Raw genomic sequence first — 21,512 nt, 5'->3', positions numbered from 1 at the left:
GTAATTCATAATTCATCATTAAAACGTAGTGAAGCGTAGTTAAGCGTAGTGAAACGGAGTGATACGGTGTTTGATTTTGAATATCATTTAAAAAATCTTCCATCTAAGCCAGGGGTTTATTTAATGAAAAATTCTCTTGGAGAAGTTATTTATGTAGGAAAAGCTAAGATATTGAAAAATAGGGTAAAGAGTTATTTTCAGAATTCTAAAAATCACAGTGAAAAGGTTAGAGTAATGGTTAAGCATATTGCTGAGTTTGAGTATATTGTTACAGATTCAGAAATGGAAGCATTAATCTTAGAATGTAACTTAATAAAAAAGTATAGCCCACGATATAATATTTTGCTAAAGGATGATAAGTTTTATCCTTTTATTAAGATAACTGTTAATGATGATTTTCCAAGGGTTTTTGTTACAAGAAACTATTCTAAAGATGGAAGTAAATACTTTGGACCATATACTAATGGGACAGCAGTATATGAAACAATTAATTTAATAAATAAGATTTTCCCTTTAAGAACTTGTAAGCTTTTAATTAAAGAGGGAGGAGAGACTGTAAGGCCTTGTTTAAATTATCATATTAAGAAGTGTTTTGGACCATGTGGTGGCTACATAAGTAAGGAAGAATATGGTAAAATGATAAATGATGTTATAGATATTTTAAGCGGAAAAGATACTACTGTATTAAAAGTACTTCAAAGTGAAATGGAAGAGGCATCCATGAACTTAGAATTTGAAAAAGCAGCAGATTTAAGAGATAAAATTTTAGCTATAAAAGCTATAGTTGAAAAACAAAAAATATTTAAGACCATGGAAGGCGATGAAGATTTTATAAATATCTACAAAGATGAAAAAGATAGCTGTGTACAGGTATTTTTCTCTAGGGAAGGAAAAATTCTTGGTAGAGAGCATTTTATTTTTGAAAATACAGCAGAAGATTCCATTGAAGAAATACTAGAAGAATTTATAACATCTTTTTATGGAGGTACTGCAAAGGTTCCAAGAACTATATATGTTCCAGCAATAAGTAATGTTGAGTTAGTTGAAGAATATTTAACTATTAAAAGAGGAGCTAAGGTTTGGATTAAGGTTCCACAAAAAGGTCAAAAAAGAGAAATGCTTGAGATGGTAAAAAACAATGCCCAAATAACCTTAGAAAAATTTAAGGATAAATACTTAATAGATAAGGAAATCAATAAGATAGCCTTAGAAGAACTTCAGGAGTTATTAGATTTAGAAATTTGGCCTTCAAGAATTGAAGCTTATGATATTTCAAATATACAAGGTGTTGATTCAGTAGGTTCAATGATTGTCTTTGAAGAAGGACGCTCTAAAAATAGTGATTATAGAAGGTTTAGAATAAAAACCGTTAAAGGTGCCAATGATTATGACAGTATGAGAGAAATACTAACCAGAAGATTTTCTCATGGTTTAGAAGAAGTAAAGGCTATACAAGAATCTAAGTTGCAGTTTTCAGCAGGTAAGTTTTCTAATTTTCCTGATCTTATAATGATGGATGGTGGAAAAGGTCAGATAAATATAGCATTAGAAGTACTAAGGGATTTAAATATAAATATTCCTGTTTGCGGACTTGTTAAAGATGATAAACATGCCACTAGGGGGATTATTTATAATAATGAAGAACTTATTATTAATAGAAGCTCTAATTTAATGCAGCTTATAAGAAGAATTCAAGATGAAGTACACAGATTTGCCATAACATATCATAGAAGTTTAAGAGATAAAAAGACACTTCATTCTGTCCTTGATGATATACCTAATGTAGGAGAAAAAAGAAGAAGAGCCTTACTAATGAAGTTTGGCAGTGTAGATAATATAAAAAGTGCTACTTTAGAGCAATTATTGGAGACTCCAAGCATAAATAATAAAGCAGCAGAAAGTATTTATCAATATTTCAATGGAAATGAAAGCAAATAGCTTAAAATCCTTGTTAAATGGGATAATTTAATTTATACTATTAAAATGTAATTAATTAAGAAATAAGGAGCTAACCATGAATAAATATAATAAGTTAGGAAATTTGTTTAGCCAATTATATAAAGAAGAATATATAAAGATAGATGAGCCATTAAAAAATTATGTTAATTTTAAAGTTGGTGGACCAGCTGATATTTTATTAATTCCAGAAACTAAATCACAAGTAATTGAAAGTGTTAAGATATGTAGAGAAAACAATATTCCTGTATATGTTATAGGAAACGGTTCTAATTTGCTTGTTAAAGATGGAGGAATTAGAGGAGTAGTAATCTTATTAACATCATTAACTGGAATGGAAGTAGTAGGAGAAAAAATAGAAGTTGAAGCAGGAGTTATGCTTAAGGCAGTTTCAGATAAAGCAATGGAGCATTCTTTAACAGGATTTGAATTTGCTTGTGGTATTCCAGGAACTATCGGTGGAGCTGTGTTTATGAATGCTGGTGCTTATGATGGTTGTATGAGTGATGTAGTTGAAAGTATAGAAGTCATTAGTGAAGAGGGAGAAATAAAGACTTTATCTAAAGAAGAATTAGATTTTGGCTATAGATCTTCTGCTGTAATGAAAAAGGGATATATAGTTTTAAGTGCTATACTAAGCTTAAAACATGGTGAAGTAAAGACTATTAAGGAAATGATTGCAGATTTAACTGAAAAGAGAGAATCTAAGCAACCACTTGAGTATCCATCAGCAGGAAGTACATTTAAGAGACCTGAAGGTTATTTTGCAGGAAAGCTAATACAAGATGCTGGATTAAAAGGATATGAAATGAATGGTGCAGCAGTTTCTAGCAAACATTCAGGCTTTGTTATAAATAAAGGTGGAGCAAGTGCAAAGGATATCTTAAATCTAATTAAGCATATTCAAGATGAAGTTAAAAAACAATTCGGTGTAGAACTTCATACAGAAGTAAGAATTGTTGGAGAAGACGAAAACAATTAAAAACTTAGTTAATGATGAATTATGAATTACGAATGATGAATTAATGATGAAATTCTTACAGAATTTCTGAAAATTATATTTTTCTAAACTCCTTAAAGGAGTTTATTCCTAAATTCATAATTCATCACTCATCATTCATCATTAAAAAAAGGGGGGTGTATTACTGCATCTCCTTTTTTGTCGTGATATAATTAAATTAATGATAGAGTTAAGTATAATACAGTGTTATTTTTAGGAGGAAAAGGTACATGAGATTTATAATTGTAACAGGACTATCTGGAGCCGGAAAATCAGAGGCAACAAATGCATTAGAGGATATGGGGTATTTTTGTGTAGATAACTTACCACCAAAGCTTATAAAGAAATTTGCAGAAGTATGTAAGCAAAGTAAAGGTTCAATTGATAAGGTTGCCTTAGTTATGGATATTAGAGGTGGTATTTTCTTTGATGATTTATTTGAAAGTTTAAGTGAATTATCTAAGGAACAGTTCCAATATGAAATATTATTCCTAGATACTTCAGATGAAGTGCTAGTTAAGAGATTTAAAGAAAAGAGAAGAAGTCATCCACTGGCACCTGGTGGAAGAGTGATCACAGGAATTGAACTTGAAAGACAAAAGCTTAGAGATGTAAAGGATAAAGCTGACGTAATTATAGATACTTCTAAGTATGCTATTAAGGATTTAAGAGAAGAAATGGCTAGAAAATTTGGTGATAAGGAAATGCCAGAAAAACAAATGGCCATTACCATATTAAGCTTTGGCTTTAAATATGGAATTCCTGTAGATTCAGATTTGGTGTTTGATGTAAGATTTATTCCAAATCCTTTTTATATTCCAGAACTTAAACCATTTTCAGGTAATGATGAACCTGTAAAAAACTACGTTATGGAGCAAACAGAAACACAAACTTTCTTACAAAAAGCAAATGATATGTTTGAATTCTTAATTCCTAATTATCAAAAGGAAGGAAAGAGACAATTAATAATTTCCATTGGATGTACAGGAGGAAGACATAGATCAGTGGCAATAGCTAATTCTATTTATGAAACACTACGTGCAAATAATCATGATGTTTATATTGAGCATAGAGATATAAAGGAAGATGTACATAAGGGAGATAAAAAACTATGATGATAAAAGAGAATAATGAGGCTAAGGTTGTGGTTATAGGTGGAGGGACAGGGCTTTCCACCATGCTGAGAGGTTTAAAACAATATACAAGCCATATAACTGCCATTGTAACAGTAGGTGATGATGGTGGAGGATCTGGAAAGCTAAGAGAAGATTTAGGAATGCTTCCGCCAGGAGATATAAGAAATTGTATTTTAGCATTGGCAGATACAGAACCTTTAATGGAAGATTTATTACAATATAGATTTACTGAAGGCAGTTTAAAAGGACAGTGTTTTGGAAATCTATTTTTAGCAGCAATGGCTGGTATAAGTGAAAATTTTGAAGATGCAGTGCAAAAAATGAGTTCAGTACTAGCTGTTAAAGGAAAGGTCCTTCCAGTAACATTAGATGATATGAAGCTTATTGCTGAATTGGAAAATGGTGAAATAATAGAAGGTGAATCCAAAATACCAAGCGAAGTTATTGTTAGAAATACAAGAATTAAGAAGATAGCTATTAAACCTATTGATGCAAAACCATTGGAAGAAGCAATAAAAGCAATAAATAATGCAGATGTTATTATTATGGGGCCAGGTAGTCTTTATACAAGTATAATACCTAATCTTCTTGTAAAAGGTATACCAGAGGCCATATGTAAAAGTCCTGCTAAGAAAGTATATATTTCTAATGTTATGACTCAACCAGGAGAAACCGATGGCTTTAAAGTTTCTAACCATTTAAAAGTACTAATGGATTATGGAGTAGCGGAAAATATTGATTATGTTATTGCTAATAATGGAATAATTCCACCAGATATTAAAGAAAAGTATGCTAAAGAAAATGCTGAACTAGTAGTTTTAGATTATGAAAATATAAGTAACTTAAATGTAAACGTAATTGAAGCAGATCTTATTAAGATTACTAAGAGATATGTTAAACATAATGCAGAAAAATTAGCAGAACTTATTATTAAGAATATATAAAAGCAATGTATATAAGTTTTAGAAAATATTAATTGTTGGCAAGAATAAAGATTGGTTTTAGAGGAAAGTTCAGATATTTTAAGGTGGCTAATTAGCACTTAAAAATTAAATGAACTTTCCAGCTTATTAGTGTGATACATACGGCACAGTTTATGATATAATACATAATATATTTTAAATTAGTTAGGAGAAGGAATATATGTCGTTTTCAGCAAAGGTTAAGGGAGAAATATGTAGATATACGGATATATCCAGAGAAGAGGCATTAGCAGAGATTTCTGCAATAATGAAGGGTAGTGGGACAATTGGATTTAGTGGAAGAGGTCTTAGTTTTAAGATAACCACAGAAAATCCAGCATCAGCAAGACATATATTTACTATATTAAAAGAATATTTTGATATACATTCTAAGCTGATGGTTAAGAAGAGCAATTCACTGAAGAAGAATAATATATATATGGTATTAATAGATGAAGATATGGGAGTAAGGGAGTTACTAAAGAAGACAGGAATTTTCCAAGAAATTGATGGTGTATTGACTTTAGATTATAAAATAGATTCTGAAATGATAAAAACTGATGAATGTAAAAGAGCTTATATAAGAGGAGCATTCATTGGTGGAGGAAGTATCAGCAATCCTGAAAAGACATATCATTTAGAGTTTGTAATTCATAGTGAAGAATATGCTCAAGACCTATGTAAATTAATAAATTCATTTGGATTAAATTCAAAAGTTATACAAAGGAAAAATAGTTATATTATTTATATAAAAGAAGGAGAACAAATAGTAGACCTTTTAAATATAATAGGAGCTCATACTTCATTATTAGAGTTAGAAAACATAAGAATAATGAAAGAAATGAGAAATAACGTTAATAGGCTTGTTAATTGTGAAACTGCCAATTTAAGCAAGACAGTAAATGCAGCAGTAAGACAAGTTGAAAGCATTAAGCTTATTCAAGAAAAGATTGGTCTTAAGAGACTACCGAAGAATCTGCAGGAAGTGGCAGAGTTAAGATTAAGCTATCCTGATGAATCACTTAAAGAATTAGGTGAAATGTTAAATCCACCAGTAGGTAAATCAGGAATAAATCATAGACTAAGAAAAATTGAAAAAATTGCCGAGGAAATAAGAAGCGGAAACTATTAAAAGAGGGGTGATATTTTGTTAAAGGAATTTTGCCATCTTCATTTGCATACTGAATATAGTTTGCTAGATAGTTCAGCTAAGATTAAAAAGCTAATAGCCAGGGCTAAAGAACTTGGCATGAAAAACATAGCCATAACGGACCATGGTGTCATGTATGGCTGTGTAGCTTTTTATAAGGAAGCAGTAGCAAATGGAATAAAGCCAATACTAGGATGTGAAGTTTATGTGGCAGCTAAATCAATGAATATAAAGGTTGCAGATAAAGAAAATTCTACAAATCACTTAGTATTATTGGTAAAAAATGAAGTTGGTTATGAAAACTTAATGAAGATAGTGTCGGCAGCATCAATTGATGGTTTTTATTATAAGCCGAGAGTTGACCATGAATATTTAAAGAGCCATAGTGAAGGGATAATTGCCTTAAGTGCATGTCTTGGTGGAGAGGTGCAAAGGGCTATAATGGCAGATGACTATGAAAAAGCCAAGAAGATAGCTTTAGAATATAAAGAGATTTTTAAAGATGGTTTCTATTTAGAAATACAAGATCATGGCATGGAAGAACAACGTAAAGTTATAGATTGGAATATGAAGTTATCTAAGGAAACTGGTATACCACTTATAGCAACTAATGATGTTCATTATTTAACTCAAGAAGACTCAAAAGCCCATGACATATTGATGTGTATTCAAACAGGAAAGACCATTGAAGATACCAATAGGAGAAGGTATCCGTCAGATCAGTTCTACTTAAAGTCAGCTGATGAAATGTGGGATTTATTTTCTTATGTACCAGAAGCATTGGAAAACAGTATTAAGATTGCAGAGGAATGTAATTTTGATTATGAATTCCACGTATCAAAGTTACCAAATTTCCCTGTACCAGATAATAAGGATCATTTTGAATACTTACAGGAAGTTTGTTATGGAGGTCTTATTGATAGATACGATGTCTTTGAAAGCTTTAGAAATAAGCCTGTAGATGTTAAAGCCATTAAGGATTTTGCAAATACTAATGAAGAGGCATTAGGATATGTGGAAAGGCTTGAATATGAGCTTGGTGTTATTAATCAAATGGGGTATGTTGATTACTTCTTAATAACTTGGGACTTTATTCATTTTTCCAACGAGCATGGTATTCCAACTGGACCTGGGCGTGGATCTGCGGCAGGTTCAATTGTAGCTTATACTTTAGGAATAACAAAGATAGACCCTATAAAGTATAGTTTAATCTTCGAGCGTGAATTAAGATGCGCTCATTAAATTGGGTGAATTGCTGGAAAGCTAAACTAATAATAATTAGCATGCTAATCAGCAGCCAAGTCTAGGAATAGCTAAATGTACTAGAAAGGTTCAGAGACTAGAGAAGTGAGTAGCTAAGCAATAATCTTCTCCACGAGTGCCCAACATACTAAAATGATAAAATTTATTTAGTATGATGATATAGTCCAAACTGAGATAGAAAAGACTATCTGATGAAAATGAGGGAAACCTCCAGAGCACGGAATAAAGAGTTCGTGGTTAATAATAATTTGTTCTTAAATCCAGAAAGAGTTAGTATGCCAGATTAAAAGACTAGTTTATATGAATTATTTATATAATAATTCAAAAATATATTTAGATAGGAAATATGATAAATATAATATTTTAAAAAATATGAAATAAGCTAGTTTATAGTCGTGCATGTTAGAAATAGCATGCTTAAAGAGCCTCGAATTGCTGGAAAGTCCTTAGAGCCTTTTAAACCAAAGCAGAAGGATGAAATAAGCTTAAATGTAATGGTGGTTTAACCATAAAAATTAAAAGGATTGGATAACCAGCAGCCAAGTCTTGAAGAGAGAAAGGTCCAACGACTAGTGCAAAGGCACGTAGCATTTATTTTAGTTATATTTGCGAAGCGGGGCATCCCAAACCGTAAAGGGCGGTGGGAGAAGATATAGTCTATACCCACTGAAAAATCAGTGTTAAAGTATCTTGAAAAAGAGGGTAGTAATAGATAGATTCGGATTTTTGTTACGAAAGAAGGCAAGAAGTAATTGATTATGTTGTTGATAAATATGGGGTTAACAATGTATCACAAATAATTACTTTTGGTACTATGGCAGCAAGGCTTTGTATAAGAGATGTAGGAAGAGCTATGAATTATTCTTATGCAGAAGTTGATAGAGTTGCCAAGATGATTCCTACAATGCTAGGGATAACCATAGAAAAGGCTTTAGATATGAATCCAGAGTTTAAGGCAGCATATGATACTGATGATAGGGTGAAAACCCTTATTGATGTAAGTAGAACGTTAGAAGGCTTACCGAGACATTCATCTACCCATGCGGCAGGTGTTGTTATTGCTTCAAAGCCATTGGTGGAATATGTACCACTACAAAAAAATGAAGATAATATAGTAGCTCAATTTGATATGACTACATTGGAAGAATTAGGGCTACTTAAGATGGATTTCCTTGGTCTTAGAACATTAACAGTTATGAGTGATGCTGTTAAAATGATTAAAGCAAACCGAGGAATAGAAATAGATTTAGATAAGATAAACTTTGAAGATAAAGAAGTTTATAAGATGATCGGTGAAGGAAAAACCGCAGGGGTATTCCAATTAGAATCACCAGGTATGACTTCCTTCATGAAGGAACTTAAGCCAGACTGTTTAGAAGATATCATAGCTGGTATCTCTTTATATAGACCAGGTCCTATGGCCGAAATTCCAAGATATATTGAAGGTAAGAGAAATAAAGACAGTGTACATTATGAAACGCCTGAATTGGAAGATATTTTAGACGTCACATATGGGGTAATGGTGTATCAAGGTGCGAAACGTTCTACAAATATAAAAATTATAGAAATATAATATAAAATTGTAGGGATATATAAATATCTAACTTATCATTTGAAATGAAAGGTGAAAGTCCTTTTAAGAACTGTTAAGGGCAGTTCTTCCCTAAGCTACGACATGCATTAATAGATTAACATATTATATGTATGAAGCTCGTTAAAGTCGGTGAAAATTGGACCTGAAAAGTGGTTAAAGAAGTAATCGGGGGTCTATAAAATTAATATGGCTACGAATAGAAATTCTCGTTTGATGAATCGACAACCATTAATATGCTAAAAAGAAAGCATACATTTAAGTGTAAATTATATATTCTTGGTTATGTAATTTATGGTTATTAATATAATCGTCTTTAGCTAACCCTTATAAAGCGAAAAGATACTTAACGGTTCTAGAGAAAGCCTAAGTTAATATGTAAAGATAGAATGATAGGAACGTTTGAACTCATTCCATAGATGCTAAGATAGTTAATTATCGACGCTATGAAATAAATAGGAAATGATTTATGAAGAATGAGGGCAGCAGCCTGTAGTAGCTGAGAAGTAAAGTAATTTTTACGGAGCCAAGGGGCATAGTTAATTCAGAATGTATGTTCTCTAGTGTGTTGGAAATAATATACTAGAGGTGGTTAAAAATGAGATACGATATTGAAATAAAAAATAAAGCAATAGAATATTATTTAGTTGGTTATTCAGCAAATCAAGTATCTAAGATAGTAGGTGTGAATGAAGCTACCATTAGAAAATGGATTAAAGAAAAAAATATTGAAGTTAGAAATGGTGGAAGTTATAACAAGAAATATGATGAAGAGTTTGTTAAATATATTTGGAAATTATATGAAAGTGGACTGAATACAACAGAAATAACTAATAAATTAGGTTTAAAAAGAGGTATAGTATCATATTTGTTAAGAGAAAATAGTTATAAGATGAATCATAGAGGTCCAAAGTCTATGATAGGAAGAGAAGATTATTTTGATTGTATTGATTCTTTTGATAAAGCATATTATTTAGGTTGGATAATGGCAGATGGAAATGTAAGTATAACTAATGGCCAATATTCCCTTAAAATACATATTGCTATTAAAGACAAAGAATTAATTGATAATTTTTTAAGTACAATTCAATCAACAAACAAGACTAAAGTAAGGAATGGAAAAAATACTAGCTATTATGTTAGTTTAACTTCTAGGCATATGTGTGAAAGTCTAATGAATTATGGAATTATACCACATAAAACAGGATTAGAAGTATTTCCAAAAGATATTCCAAAAGAATACTATAGGGATTTTATACGTGGTGTATTTGATGGTGATGGAATTACTGATATTAGTAAGAAACGATCAGGATTTGTTGGTAGTTATAATTTAGTAAATAGTATTCTAAGTATACTTAATTATAAAGAGATACGTATTTTTAAAACTAAGAGTGAAAATATTTTTTATTTTTTAGGAGGTAAGAAATTTTCTAAGTTTTTATTTCAATATATGTATGAAGATAGAGAACTTTATTTAACAAGAAAATTCGAAAGAATGAAATACATTTGTGAGAATTAATGGAACGCCGTATGCGGTGAAAGTCGCACGTACGGTGTGAAGTGGGGGAAAACAAAGCCTGACCGTTAAGACGAAGGTGGAGTTACCTATCACTATAGCAGGTAATGGAAATAGTTAGAAAGCTTGGAGGGTATTCTCTAGGAAGAAGTGATATGGTTAGAAGAGCCATGTCTAAGAAAAAACATAGTGTAATGGAACAAGAACGTAAAAACTTTATTTATGGAATTGTAGATGAAGAAGGAAATGTTGAGGTTCCAGGTTGTTTAAGAAATGGGATAAGTGAAAAAGCGGCAAATGACATCTTTGATTCAATGATGGACTTCGCATCGTACGCTTTTAACAAGAGCCATAAAATGGAAAGTGTGGCATTATAAGGAAACTTATAATTAAAAACTCCTTAAACTGCTGGGAGGTCCTAAAGCTATTTAAACCACAACATAATTTGAAAAGATAAGTGTGATGGTGGCAGAAATGCAGAAAAAATTAAATGGATTATATATGGGGAGACCCTAAGTATAATAGTTTTATAATTGGATAAAACTAGTAATGGATAATCAGCAACGAAATTTCTAAGGTGATAATTTATATGGATAGATACATTTATAAACTAGAAAATATAAATTATTATTATGAAAGACGCTCAGAGACTATAATAGGAGATACTTGCAAAAAGTATATGGTATAGTCCAGACTACAACTTTATACAATGTATAAAGGCTTATGAAAGTAAGTGTGGTAAAGGCAGCAGCTTATGCAGTAGTTGGTTATCAAACTGCATATTTAATGCATTATTATCCTGTTGAAACAATTGCAGCTATGTTAAATTCCATGATGGGAAGTTCAGAAAAAGTTGCACATTATATTAATTTTGCTGAAAGTCTAGGAATTCAAGTGCTTCCACCAAACATAAACGAGAGTTATTCTAAGTTTACTGTAAAAGGTGATAAAATAAGATTTGGGCTTGCAGCTATAAAAAATGTAGGTATTAATGTGGTTGATAGTATAGTTGAAGCTAGAAATTCAAAAGGTAAATTTGAATCAATAACAGACTTTATCAATAAGATAGATTTATCAGCCATCAATAAAAGAGCTGTGGAAAGCTTAATTAAAGCTGGAGCTTTAGATGATTTTAAAGTATTTAGATCAAAGCTTTTAGCTGTACATGAAAAATTAATGGATAGTGTGGCAAGTGAAAGAAAGAGAAATATAGATGGTCAAATAAGCTTATTTGGATTAACAGAAGATGAAGATTTTAAAGCACCGGAAGTTACCTATCCAAATATAAAAGAGTTTGCAAAGAACAATTTATTAGCAATGGAAAAAGAAATGACAGGTCTATATTTATCAGGACATCCACTTGATGAATATGCTAAAAGTTTAAAAATAATGACATCAACAACTATACAAAAGATTTATGATTGCCAAGATGCACATAATGAAGGTATTGATGATGAAGAATATTCAATACATGATGAAGATAAAGTAGTTGTTGGGGGAATAATTACAGAAGTTAATCAAAAGGTAACGAGAAATAATCAAATAATGGCCTTTATTAAAATTGAAGATTTAAGTGCTGTTATAGAAGTTATAGTTTTCCCTAAAACCTTAGATAGAGTAAGGAACTTAATTGCTACTGATGCCCTTGTTGTAATCAAGGGAAGGGTAAGCATGAAGGAAGATGAAGCTGTGAAAATTATTTGCGAAACAGTGGAGCCTTTAGAAAAAGTAAATTCATCTAAAGTTTATGTAAGAGTTGATAATTTAGATATGGCTAGAGCCTCTAAGCCGAAGCTTATGGAAATTGCTACTGAATATGCAGGGGATACTCCTTTGTATGTATTTACAGCAAATGATAGAAAAAATTATAGAATGCCAAGAAACATGTGGGTAAATTTATCTAGTGATGTCTTTGCAGAATTAGAAAAAGTATTTGGTGAAGATAATGTTAAAATAGTAGAATAGAAATGACTTGGCTTAATTAAAGCCAGGTCATTTTTGTTTTATGAAAAATAACAAAAATTATAAAAAGTTTTTGTAAACAAATACAGTAGAAAAAGTAAAAAAATATACAAAAACAAATTTAAAATAAATTTTTAAATTTTAATGTTATAAAAAAAATTATTAATTATTTTAATGAAGCCTTATTTTACAAGGGTTTTAAAAGGAAAATTCAATTTAAAAAATATTATATATTTTAATCTATTATAGGACACAATATAAAATGAAGATATAAAAATCTACAATATAGTTGCTAAATTTAGTTGCAATCAAAGCACTTTAACAGTAAAATAAAAAATGGTAGTAAAAGTTTAAAGATTCAGAAATTTTAAAAATTTCAGAGTATGTGGGACATGCAGAGTCCATAGTGGTATCAAGGAGGAATGATTATGATAAAGAAAATAGCTGTTTTAACTAGTGGAGGAGATGCTCCGGGGATGAATGCTGCTATTAGAGCGGTAGTTAGAACTGCATTACATCATAACATTGAAGTAATGGGAGTACACAGAGGTTATAGCGGATTGCTAAATGGAGAAATGTTCCCAATGAATAGATCATCTGTTTCAGATATCATCCAAAGAGGTGGAACAATTTTAAGAACAGCAAGATGCGAAGAATTCAAAAAAGAAGAAGTAAGAAAAGAAGCAGTAAAAATACTTCAAGATAATGGAGTAGATGCACTAGTGGTTATTGGTGGAGATGGTTCATTCACAGGAGCTAAATTATTATCAAAGTTAGGTGTTAAAACAATAGGTTTACCTGGAACTATAGATAATGATTTAACTTATACTGATTATACTATTGGATTTGATACAGCTTTAAACACTGTAACAGATGCTGTTGATAAAATAAGAGATACATCAACTTCCCATGAAAGAGTTTCCATAGTAGAAGTTATGGGAAGAAATTGTGGTGATATAGCTCTTTATGCAGGTATTGCATGTGGAGCAGAATATATAATAACTCCAGAAAAAGGATATGACAAAAAGGAATTATGTGATATTATATTAGATGGTAAGAAAAAAGGAAAAATGCATAATTTAATTTTACTTGCGGAAGGTGTTGGAGGAGCTAGTGAACTAGCTAAATATATTGAAAATGAAACAAAAATAGAAGCTAGGGCAACGGTATTAGGCCATGTCCAAAGAGGTGGAAGCCCAAGTGCTTTTGATAGAGTTTTAGCTTCAAGAATGGGTTCAAAAGCTATTGAATTATTATTAGAAGGAAAAACTTCAAGAGTAGTTGGTATAAGAAAGAACGAAATTTATGATGTAGATATTGATGAGGCATTAGCATTAGATAGAACATTTGATGATAAGTTATTCTCAATATCATCAGAAATAAATAGTTAGTTGTGTTATCTAAAAATATATATATAAAATAAGATACTAAACATAAAGGAGTGTTATTTACATGAGAAAGACTAAAATAATTTGTACAATAGGACCAGCGAGTGAAAAGAGAGAAATATTATCTCAAATAATAGAAGCAGGAATGAATGTTTCTAGACATAACTTCTCTCATGGTGATCATGAAGAACATGCAGGAAGAATAAACTTAGTAAAAGAATTAGCTAAGGAATACAACAAAGAAATAGCTGTTATGTTAGATACTAAGGGACCAGAAATAAGAACTGGTAAATTCGAGCCTAAAAAAGTTGAATTACAAGCTGGAGCTAAATTTACAGTTCACGCAGGTGGAGATGTAATTGGAAATACTGAAGAATGTTCAGTAACTTATGCTGGTTTAGCTAACGATGTTAAAGCAGGAGATACTATATTAATAGATGACGGTTTAGTAGGATTAACTGTTGAATCAATCGAAGGAAACAAAATCCACTGTACAGTTCAAAACACAGGATTTGTTGCAACTCACAAAGGAGTTAACGTTCCAGGAGTTTCAATAAAATTACCAGCTTTAACTGAAAAAGATATAGCTGACTTAAAATTCGGTTGTGAAATCGGAGTTAACGCTGTTGCAGCTTCATTCATCAGAAAAGCTTCAGACGTTGAAACAATAAGACAAATATTAAATGAAAATGGTGGAGAAGACATCAAAATCATTTCTAAGATAGAAAACCAAGAAGGTGTTGACAACATAGACGCTATATTAGAAGCATCAGACGGATTAATGGTAGCAAGAGGGGATTTAGGAGTTGAAATTCCATTCGAAAAATTACCAGCTGTTCAAAAAATGATGATAGAAAAATGTAATGCTGCTGGAAAACCAGTTGTTACAGCTACTCAAATGTTAGACTCTATGATGAGAAACCCAAGACCAACAAGAGCGGAAGTTTCAGACGTTGCTAACGCTATCTATGATGGTACAGATGCAATAATGTTATCAGGAGAATCAGCTAATGGAGATTGGCCAGTAGAATCAGTTCAAACTATGGCTAAAATAGCTGAAGAAACTGAAAAGAAATTAAGCTACGAAACAGCTGTTTCAAGAGCTAAGAACCATACTCCAGCAGTTTCAGGAGTTATTTCAAGAGCTGCATGTAATGCTGCTAACGAATTAAAAGCTGCTGCAATAGTTACTTCAACTAAGAGTGGAGCTACTGCTAGAAGAATTTCTCAATGCAGACCAGATTGTCCAATAGTTGCAGTTACACCAAATGAAAAAGTAGCTAAGGGATTAGCATTCAGCTTTGGAGTATACTCAATGGTTACACCTGCTGCTTCAAACACTGATGAAGTTATAGCTAACGCTATAGAAGCTGCTAAGAACAGCGGATTTGTTTCTACTGGTGAAACAGTAGTAGTTGCTGCTGGATTAGATACAGTAGGTTCAACTAATCTTTTAAAGGTTACAGAAGTTAAATAGTAAAAAATAACACTCTATAAAGAAGTACCATAAGGTGCTTCTTTTTTTAATGAAGAATGAAGAATGAATGATGAAACTCTTCCAGAGTTTCTTGAAAACAGTAAAAGAAAATCCCTGAGGATTTTCATCATTAATTCATCACTCATAATTCATCATTCATCATTAAATAGAGTATGCTATTTAATAAAAATGAATAGAATTATGCAATGAAAAAAATATTAGCCTTTAAAAATGAAAGAAATATTGCAAAAAGTTATAAAAAACAGAAAAGTTAACAAAAAGTTAACAATTAAAATCTAATATATAGGTTATAATCAATAATATGATTAAAAGATGGCAATTACTTTAATATCATGGCAACTGATTAACCAATTTGCACCGAAAGGTGCTCTTTTTTTTATTTAAAAATAAAATGTTGTATAAAGTTTAATGAAAATGAAAATAACTAATAAATATAATGAAATATTTAGGAGGCATTTTTATGACAACTTTAAATTGCTGCTCAACTAATTGTGTTAACAATAAACATGGTACATGTAAAGCTCATGAAATAAATGTGAATGGACAAGGTGCTCATTTTAGTAGCGACACAGAATGTAATGGCTTTAATAATAGTAAGCTTAGAAGTACATTGAATATGTTTGATAATATGAATATAGTGAGTCGGTTACAGGATTATACGGCAAATCCACCAATAACATCAGTTAATTGTACTGCTAATAACTGCTTTTATAATAAAGATGGACATTGTATTGCAGAACACCTAAGTTTTAAGAATGACAATTTAAGAGATAAAACCAATTGTAATACATTTATAGAAGCATATTAATAATAAAAAGCTGATTTCTTTTTTATAAGAAATCAGCTTTTATAGTAAAGATTGTTAATGCTTATTTATAACATTAGTAACATAGTATATAATAGATAATAGATTTTAAAGCGTAAGAAAAGAAATATATGATTGACAGGTGATAGATTTGGTAGAAAAGAATAAAGAATATATATTAGATATAATAGCTCAAGGATATGAAGGTGAAGGGATAGCTAAAATAGATAATACTTTTCCAGTATTTATAGAAGGAGCACTAGTAGGAGAAAAAGTAAAGGTTAAAATAGTAAAATCAAAGAAGAGCTTTGCTTATGGAAAGCTTGTAGAAGTTATGGAACAATCAAAAGAAAGATGTGCTCCAGAGTGTGGCATATATAAAAAATGTGGTGGATGCAAATTACAACATAGTACATATAAAGAGCAATTAAAGTTTAAACATGAAAGAGTAAAGGATTGTATCAGTAAGATAGGTAAGCTAGATGAAAGCTTAGTTAAGTTTCCTTTAGGTATGGAAGAACCTTGGAGATACAGAAATAAGGTTCAATTGCCTATAGGACTAGTTAATGGAGAATTAAAAATAGGATTCTTTGCGCCAAGAAGTCATGAAATAATTGATATGGAAAGCTGTTTAATACAAGATGAAATTGCTGATAAAGTAGTTGAATTAACTAGAAGCTGGATTATAAAAAATAATATTAAGCCCTATAATATAGACGGACAATATGATGAAAGTGGTATATTAAGACATATCATGATAAGGAGAGGATTTACTACTAATGAAGTTATGGTTGTAATAGTAACTAATGGTAGAGAACTTCCTCATAAAGAAGAATTTATTAATTTAATGGTTAATAATATACCTGGAATTAAGAGTATTATTCAAAATATAAACTCTAAGCCAACTAACGTAATATTAGGATTAGAATCTCTAACTCTTTGGGGAAGTGAGACTATATGTGATTATATAGGACAATTTAAGTATAATATATCACCGTTATCATTCTTCCAAGTTAATCCTATCCAAACAGAAGTATTATATGGAAAGACTTTAGAATATGCCAATTTAAGTGGGAATGAAACAGTATTTGATGCTTATTGTGGTACAGGAAGTATTACATTATTTTTATCACAAAAAGCAAAAGAAGTTTATGGAGTAGAAATTATTCCACAAGCAATTGAAAATGCTAAGATAAATGCTGTGGAAAACAATGTGAATAATGCCCATTTTTATGTAGGTGAATCAGAAGTTGTTATACCAGATTTAATTAATCAAGGAATTAAGGCAGATGTAGTAGTGGTAGATCCCCCTAGAAAAGGCTGTGATAAAAAGCTATTAGATGCAATAACTGATATTGATGCTAAAAGAATTGTATATGTAAGCTGCGATCCAAGTACATTAGCTAGAGATTTAGCCATATTAGAGGAAAATGGATATAAAACCATGGAAGTACAACCTGTTGATATGTTCCCACATACAGCACATATTGAAAACGTAGCTAAGTTAGTTAAAAGATAGGATATAAAGTTCTTGAAGATGCCAATATTATGGCGTTTTCAAGAACTTTTTTTATTTGTTAAGATTGAAGGAAAAATCGAGTATTTTTATAGTTATAAACTAATTTTGAAACATTAAAACAAATACCAGATGATAAATATATTTGTTCTAATACAACCATTGCTGGATCGTTAGGTGATAAGTTTAATAAATTAGCAAGGTTATCATCTAGTTTTTCTAGATGTAAATATCTATCGGAAAAGCCTAAATTTAAATTTAAAGCTGTTTGTAAATATTCAAAGATTGAACCTTTTGCAATTTCCTTGTTAAGGTATGGAACTATACTCTTTTTATAATAAGCTTCTTCGTAACACATTATTTCTTCATCTATATATCTTAGTCTTTTAATTAGATAAATGTCATCATTAACAGCACACTCTATTAATTCTGCAATTTCTTTATCTGCTTTGATAAGATTAAAATCTAAAACTTTTGATGTTATATTAAATTCTTTTAAACTAGTAGTAAATCCTTGTGTGACATTTAAGTTTATGTAACCAGTACGATTTCTTCTTCTAACAAAAATCCCACTTCCCTGAAGCTGATATACAATTTTTCTAGCGACTAAATATTCTATAGCTTTAACAATAGTACTTTTACTTACCTTATATTCAGAAGCAAGAGCTTCTACTGTAGGCAATTTAGTACCTTGTGGAAGATCATTACTATAAATATTATTTTCTATTTCATTTGCAATTATCTGATATTTTAGCATTTTTACTCCCTTTATTACGTTAACATATTTATAGGTTAAGTATATCATAAAGAAAATATGAAATAAAATGTAGAAAATGTTTTCATAAAAATATTGACAAATTATACTGGTATAATTATAATTTAATCATATAATTTATTTATACAAGTATAAAAGTATTGATAAGGAGGAATATATATGGCAAGTTCAGTACGTGACTATGATAAACTAGCAGTAGATATAATAAAAGCTGTTGGTGGAAAAGAGAATATTGTAAAAGCATCAAGATGTGCAACAAGGCTTAGATTAGTTTTAAAAGAAACAACTAATGAAGCCAAAGAAAACGTTTCAAATCTTACAGGGGTAATAACAGTAGTTGAAAGTGGAGGACAATTCCAAGTTGTTATTGGAACTCATGTAGGAAAAGTATTTGATAAGGTAGCAAGTGAGCTTAATTTAGATAGTAATACTATAGAAGATGAACCAAAGGCTAGTATTTTAAATAGAATAATTGCAACAATGTCAGCAGTATTTGCACCATTTATTTATATATTAGCTGCAGCTGGTATATTGCAAGGATGTTTAATATTAATTAATATGGCTAACCCAAGTTTTTCTAGTACAGGTACTTATGAAGTATTAAGTTTTATGTCATGGGCTCCATTTACGTTTTTACCAATATTTATAGCTATCACAGCATCTAAACACTTCAAATGTAATGCATTTATTGCAGTAGCATGTTGTGCAGCTTTAGTAAGTCCAACTTGGGCAGAAATAGCATCAAGAATAGCTGATGGAGAAAGTGTTAGATTTCTAGGAATAAGTTTAGCAGAGACAACTTATACATCATCAGTTTTACCTCCATTATTTTTAGTATGGATATTATCTTATGTTGAAAGATTTGTAGATAAAAAATTACCAGAAGTAATTAAATCATTATTTACTCCATTCATATGTATGATTGTAATGGTTCCACTTACTATATTAGTTATAGGACCATTATCAGATTCATTAGCTACAGGAATAGCAAATGGATATAATTATTTATATAATTTAGCACCAGCAGTTGCAGCAGCTGTTATCGGTGGATTATGGCAAGTTGTAGTAATATTTGGAGTTCATTGGGGAGTTACGCCAATGTGTTTAGCTAACTATGATTTATACGGTATGGATACATTCCAAGCATTCCAAACAATGGCAGTTATAGCTCAAGCAGGAGCAGTTTTTGGAGTATTTGTAAAAGCTAGAAATAAACAAACTAAAAATATAGCTTTATCAGCAGGAGTTACTGGAATATTTGGTATAACTGAACCAGCAATATATGGTGTAAACTTAAGATTTAAGAAACCGTTTATATGTGGATGTATTGCAGGTGCAATTGGAGCGGTAGTTGGATCATTCTTTAATATAGCTTATTATGCATATGCAGGTCTTCCAGGGCTTTTAACTGTTGTAAACTCTATTACACCAGATAATCCAAAATCTATTATAGGAATGTTATTAGGAGCAGCTATATCATTCTTTGGAGCAATTGCACTTGTTCAAATAGTTGGTATTGGTGAAAAAGAAACTAATGAAGAAAAGCAAGATAAAAAAATTGAAGAAGGACAACCGATTTTAAATATGGGAGTTAATGTAATAAAAAGCCCTATATCTGGAAAAGTAATAGAATTAGAAAAAGTTGATGATCCAGTATTTTCTTCAGGAGCAATGGGAAAAGGTATAGCAATTGAACCAATGGATAACAAAGTATATGCTCCATTTAATGGTACAATAGAATTCATAGCTGAAACTAAGCATGCAATTGGATTACTTTCAGAAGATGGTGTAGAAGTATTAATACATGTTGGTATGGATACTGTAAAGATGCAAGGTAGAGGATTTAATGTTAAGACATCAGTAAATTCTAAGATAAAAGCAGGAGATCTATTATTAGAATTTGATAGAAATGCTATAGAAAAAGAAGGATATTCTTTAATTACACCAGTTGTAATAACAAATGCTGATAATTATGAAGATAATGTATTATGTATAAATGAAGAAGTTAAAAATGGAAGAGAAATAATTAATCTAAAACAATTAAGTATGCAAGCATAGTAAAAAATATAGTAAAATAAAGGAGAATTATTATGGATAAGTTACCAAATAACTTTTTATGGGGTGGAGCCTTTGCTGCGCACCAATTTGAAGGTGGATGGAATGCTGGAGGAAAGGGGCCAAGTGTTGTTGATGTAATGACAGCAGGAGCTCATGGAGTACCAAGAAAGATAACAGATACAATAATGGAAGATACTTTTTATCCAAATCATGAGGCAATAGATTTTTATGGAAGATATAAAGAAGATATAGCATTACTTGCAGGAATGGGAATTAAGTGTTTAAGAACATCAATAGCATGGACAAGAATATTCCCAAAAGGTGATGAATTAGAACCAAATGAAGAAGGTTTAAAGTTTTATGATGATGTATTTGATGAGTTATTAAAGTATGGAATAGAACCAGTTATTACTTTATCTCATTTTGAATTACCATTACATTTAGCAAGAGAATATGGTGGATTTAGAAGTAGAAAGCTTGTAGATTTCTTTGAAAGATTTGCTGAAGTTTGCTTTAAGAGATATAAAAATAAAGTTAAGTATTGGATGACTTTTAATGAGATAAATAATCAAATGGATACAAATAATCCACTATTCTTATGGACAAACTCTGGTGTAACATTAAAAGAAGGAGAAGATCCAAGAGAAGTTTTATTTAAAGTAGCTCATAATGAATTATTAGCAAGTGCAAAAGCTGTTATAAAAGGAAGAGAAATTAATCCAGAATTTAAAATTGGATGTATGATATCACATGTTCCTATATATCCATATTCTTGTAATCCAGAAGATATAATGGCAGCAGAAGAAGCTATGCGTGAAAGATTCTTTTTCCCAGATGTACATGTACGTGGACACTATCCAAGATATGCATTAAAGGAATTTGAGAGAAAAGGCTATGATATTGGTATGAAAGAAGGAGATGCAGAAATCCTTAAAA

General features: G+C 30.7%; 14 protein-coding genes and 4 pseudogenes. 16 read left to right on the top strand and 2 right to left on the bottom strand.

The features are described 5' to 3' along the window. The first annotated feature begins 66 nt into the window (after nt 1-66). The 12 genes and pseudogenes from uvrC (at nt 67) to pyk (ending at nt 15,401) form a co-directional block, all read left to right on the top strand. On the top strand, nt 67-1,938 hold the full coding sequence (gene uvrC, locus Q5O44_RS05885) for an excinuclease ABC subunit UvrC (protein WP_022167471.1): 1,872 nt from the start codon (nt 67-69) through the stop codon (nt 1,936-1,938). Between the two features lie 76 nt (nt 1,939-2,014). Next, entirely contained in the window at nt 2,015-2,938 is a 924-nt protein-coding gene (gene murB, locus Q5O44_RS05880) for a UDP-N-acetylmuramate dehydrogenase (protein ID WP_022167470.1), read from the top strand. 248 nt (nt 2,939-3,186) lie between these two features. After that, entirely contained in the window at nt 3,187-4,071 is an 885-nt protein-coding gene (gene rapZ / locus Q5O44_RS05875; RefSeq protein WP_022167469.1) for an RNase adapter RapZ, read from the top strand. 23 nt (nt 4,072-4,094) lie between these two features. Further along, nucleotides 4,095-5,033 (top strand): annotated as a pseudogene (gene yvcK / locus Q5O44_RS05870) (uridine diphosphate-N-acetylglucosamine-binding protein YvcK); the annotation flags it as partial. A gap of 202 nt (nt 5,034-5,235) precedes the next feature. Continuing rightward, nucleotides 5,236-6,186, top strand: coding sequence for a DNA-binding protein WhiA (gene whiA, locus Q5O44_RS05865; protein WP_022167467.1), 951 nt, complete (start codon nt 5,236-5,238; stop codon nt 6,184-6,186). A 15-nt stretch (nt 6,187-6,201) separates the two neighbouring features. Beyond that, nucleotides 6,202-7,431, top strand: a pseudogene (dnaE, locus tag Q5O44_RS05860) (DNA polymerase III subunit alpha); the annotation flags it as partial. 748 nt (nt 7,432-8,179) lie between these two features. Then, nucleotides 8,180-8,998, top strand: a pseudogene (locus tag Q5O44_RS05855) (DNA polymerase III subunit alpha); the annotation flags it as partial. A 658-nt stretch (nt 8,999-9,656) separates the two neighbouring features. Then, nucleotides 9,657-10,577 carry an IS630 transposase-related protein gene (locus tag Q5O44_RS05850; protein ID WP_022167464.1) on the top strand — a complete coding sequence of 307 codons (921 nt, stop codon included), beginning with the start codon at nt 9,657-9,659 and terminating at the stop codon, nt 10,575-10,577. 104 nt (nt 10,578-10,681) lie between these two features. Continuing rightward, nucleotides 10,682-10,951, top strand: a complete 270-nt coding sequence (locus Q5O44_RS05845) for a hypothetical protein (protein WP_022167463.1) — start codon at nt 10,682-10,684, stop codon at nt 10,949-10,951. Between the two features lie 367 nt (nt 10,952-11,318). Continuing rightward, nucleotides 11,319-12,539 (top strand): annotated as a pseudogene (locus tag Q5O44_RS05840) (OB-fold nucleic acid binding domain-containing protein); the annotation flags it as partial. A 428-nt stretch (nt 12,540-12,967) separates the two neighbouring features. After that, a complete protein-coding gene (gene pfkA, locus Q5O44_RS05835) occupies nt 12,968-13,927 on the top strand; it encodes a 6-phosphofructokinase (protein ID WP_291660378.1) in 960 nt (319 codons plus the stop codon). Between the two features lie 61 nt (nt 13,928-13,988). Next, nucleotides 13,989-15,401 carry a pyruvate kinase gene (gene pyk, locus Q5O44_RS05830; protein ID WP_022167460.1) on the top strand — a complete coding sequence of 471 codons (1,413 nt, stop codon included), beginning with the start codon at nt 13,989-13,991 and terminating at the stop codon, nt 15,399-15,401. A gap of 14 nt (nt 15,402-15,415) precedes the next feature. Here the strand turns inward: pyk and Q5O44_RS05825 are convergent, their stop codons facing one another. Further along, nucleotides 15,416-15,547, bottom strand: coding sequence for a hypothetical protein (locus Q5O44_RS05825; RefSeq protein WP_302637494.1), 132 nt, complete (start codon nt 15,545-15,547; stop codon nt 15,416-15,418). 335 nt (nt 15,548-15,882) lie between these two features. Here Q5O44_RS05825 and Q5O44_RS05820 point away from each other — a divergent pair, with 335 nt between their 5' ends. Then, a complete protein-coding gene (locus Q5O44_RS05820) occupies nt 15,883-16,230 on the top strand; it encodes a DUF1540 domain-containing protein (RefSeq protein ID WP_022167459.1) in 348 nt (115 codons plus the stop codon). A 148-nt stretch (nt 16,231-16,378) separates the two neighbouring features. Then, nucleotides 16,379-17,746, top strand: a complete 1,368-nt coding sequence (rlmD, locus tag Q5O44_RS05815) for a 23S rRNA (uracil(1939)-C(5))-methyltransferase RlmD (RefSeq protein ID WP_022167458.1) — start codon at nt 16,379-16,381, stop codon at nt 17,744-17,746. Nucleotides 17,747-17,804: 58 nt separating this feature from the next. On the opposite strand, the gene Q5O44_RS05810 is transcribed toward rlmD, so the two are convergent. Beyond that, nucleotides 17,805-18,500, bottom strand: coding sequence for a GntR family transcriptional regulator (locus Q5O44_RS05810; RefSeq protein WP_022167457.1), 696 nt, complete (start codon nt 18,498-18,500; stop codon nt 17,805-17,807). Nucleotides 18,501-18,677: 177 nt separating this feature from the next. Between Q5O44_RS05810 and Q5O44_RS05805 the strand changes: the two genes are divergently transcribed. Continuing rightward, on the top strand, nt 18,678-20,576 hold the full coding sequence (locus tag Q5O44_RS05805) for a beta-glucoside-specific PTS transporter subunit IIABC (protein ID WP_022167456.1): 1,899 nt from the start codon (nt 18,678-18,680) through the stop codon (nt 20,574-20,576). Between the two features lie 32 nt (nt 20,577-20,608). Beyond that, nucleotides 20,609-21,512, top strand: a 904-nt coding sequence (locus Q5O44_RS05800; RefSeq protein ID WP_302637493.1) for a family 1 glycosylhydrolase, incomplete at its 3' end; no start/stop codon positions are given.

Origin of the sequence: Clostridium sp. CAG:221, from assembly GCA_000435835.1 — a bacterium.
GTDB lineage: Bacteria > Bacillota > Clostridia > Clostridiales > Clostridiaceae > Clostridium.
This window is presented reverse-complemented; position numbering and strand designations above follow the sequence as displayed.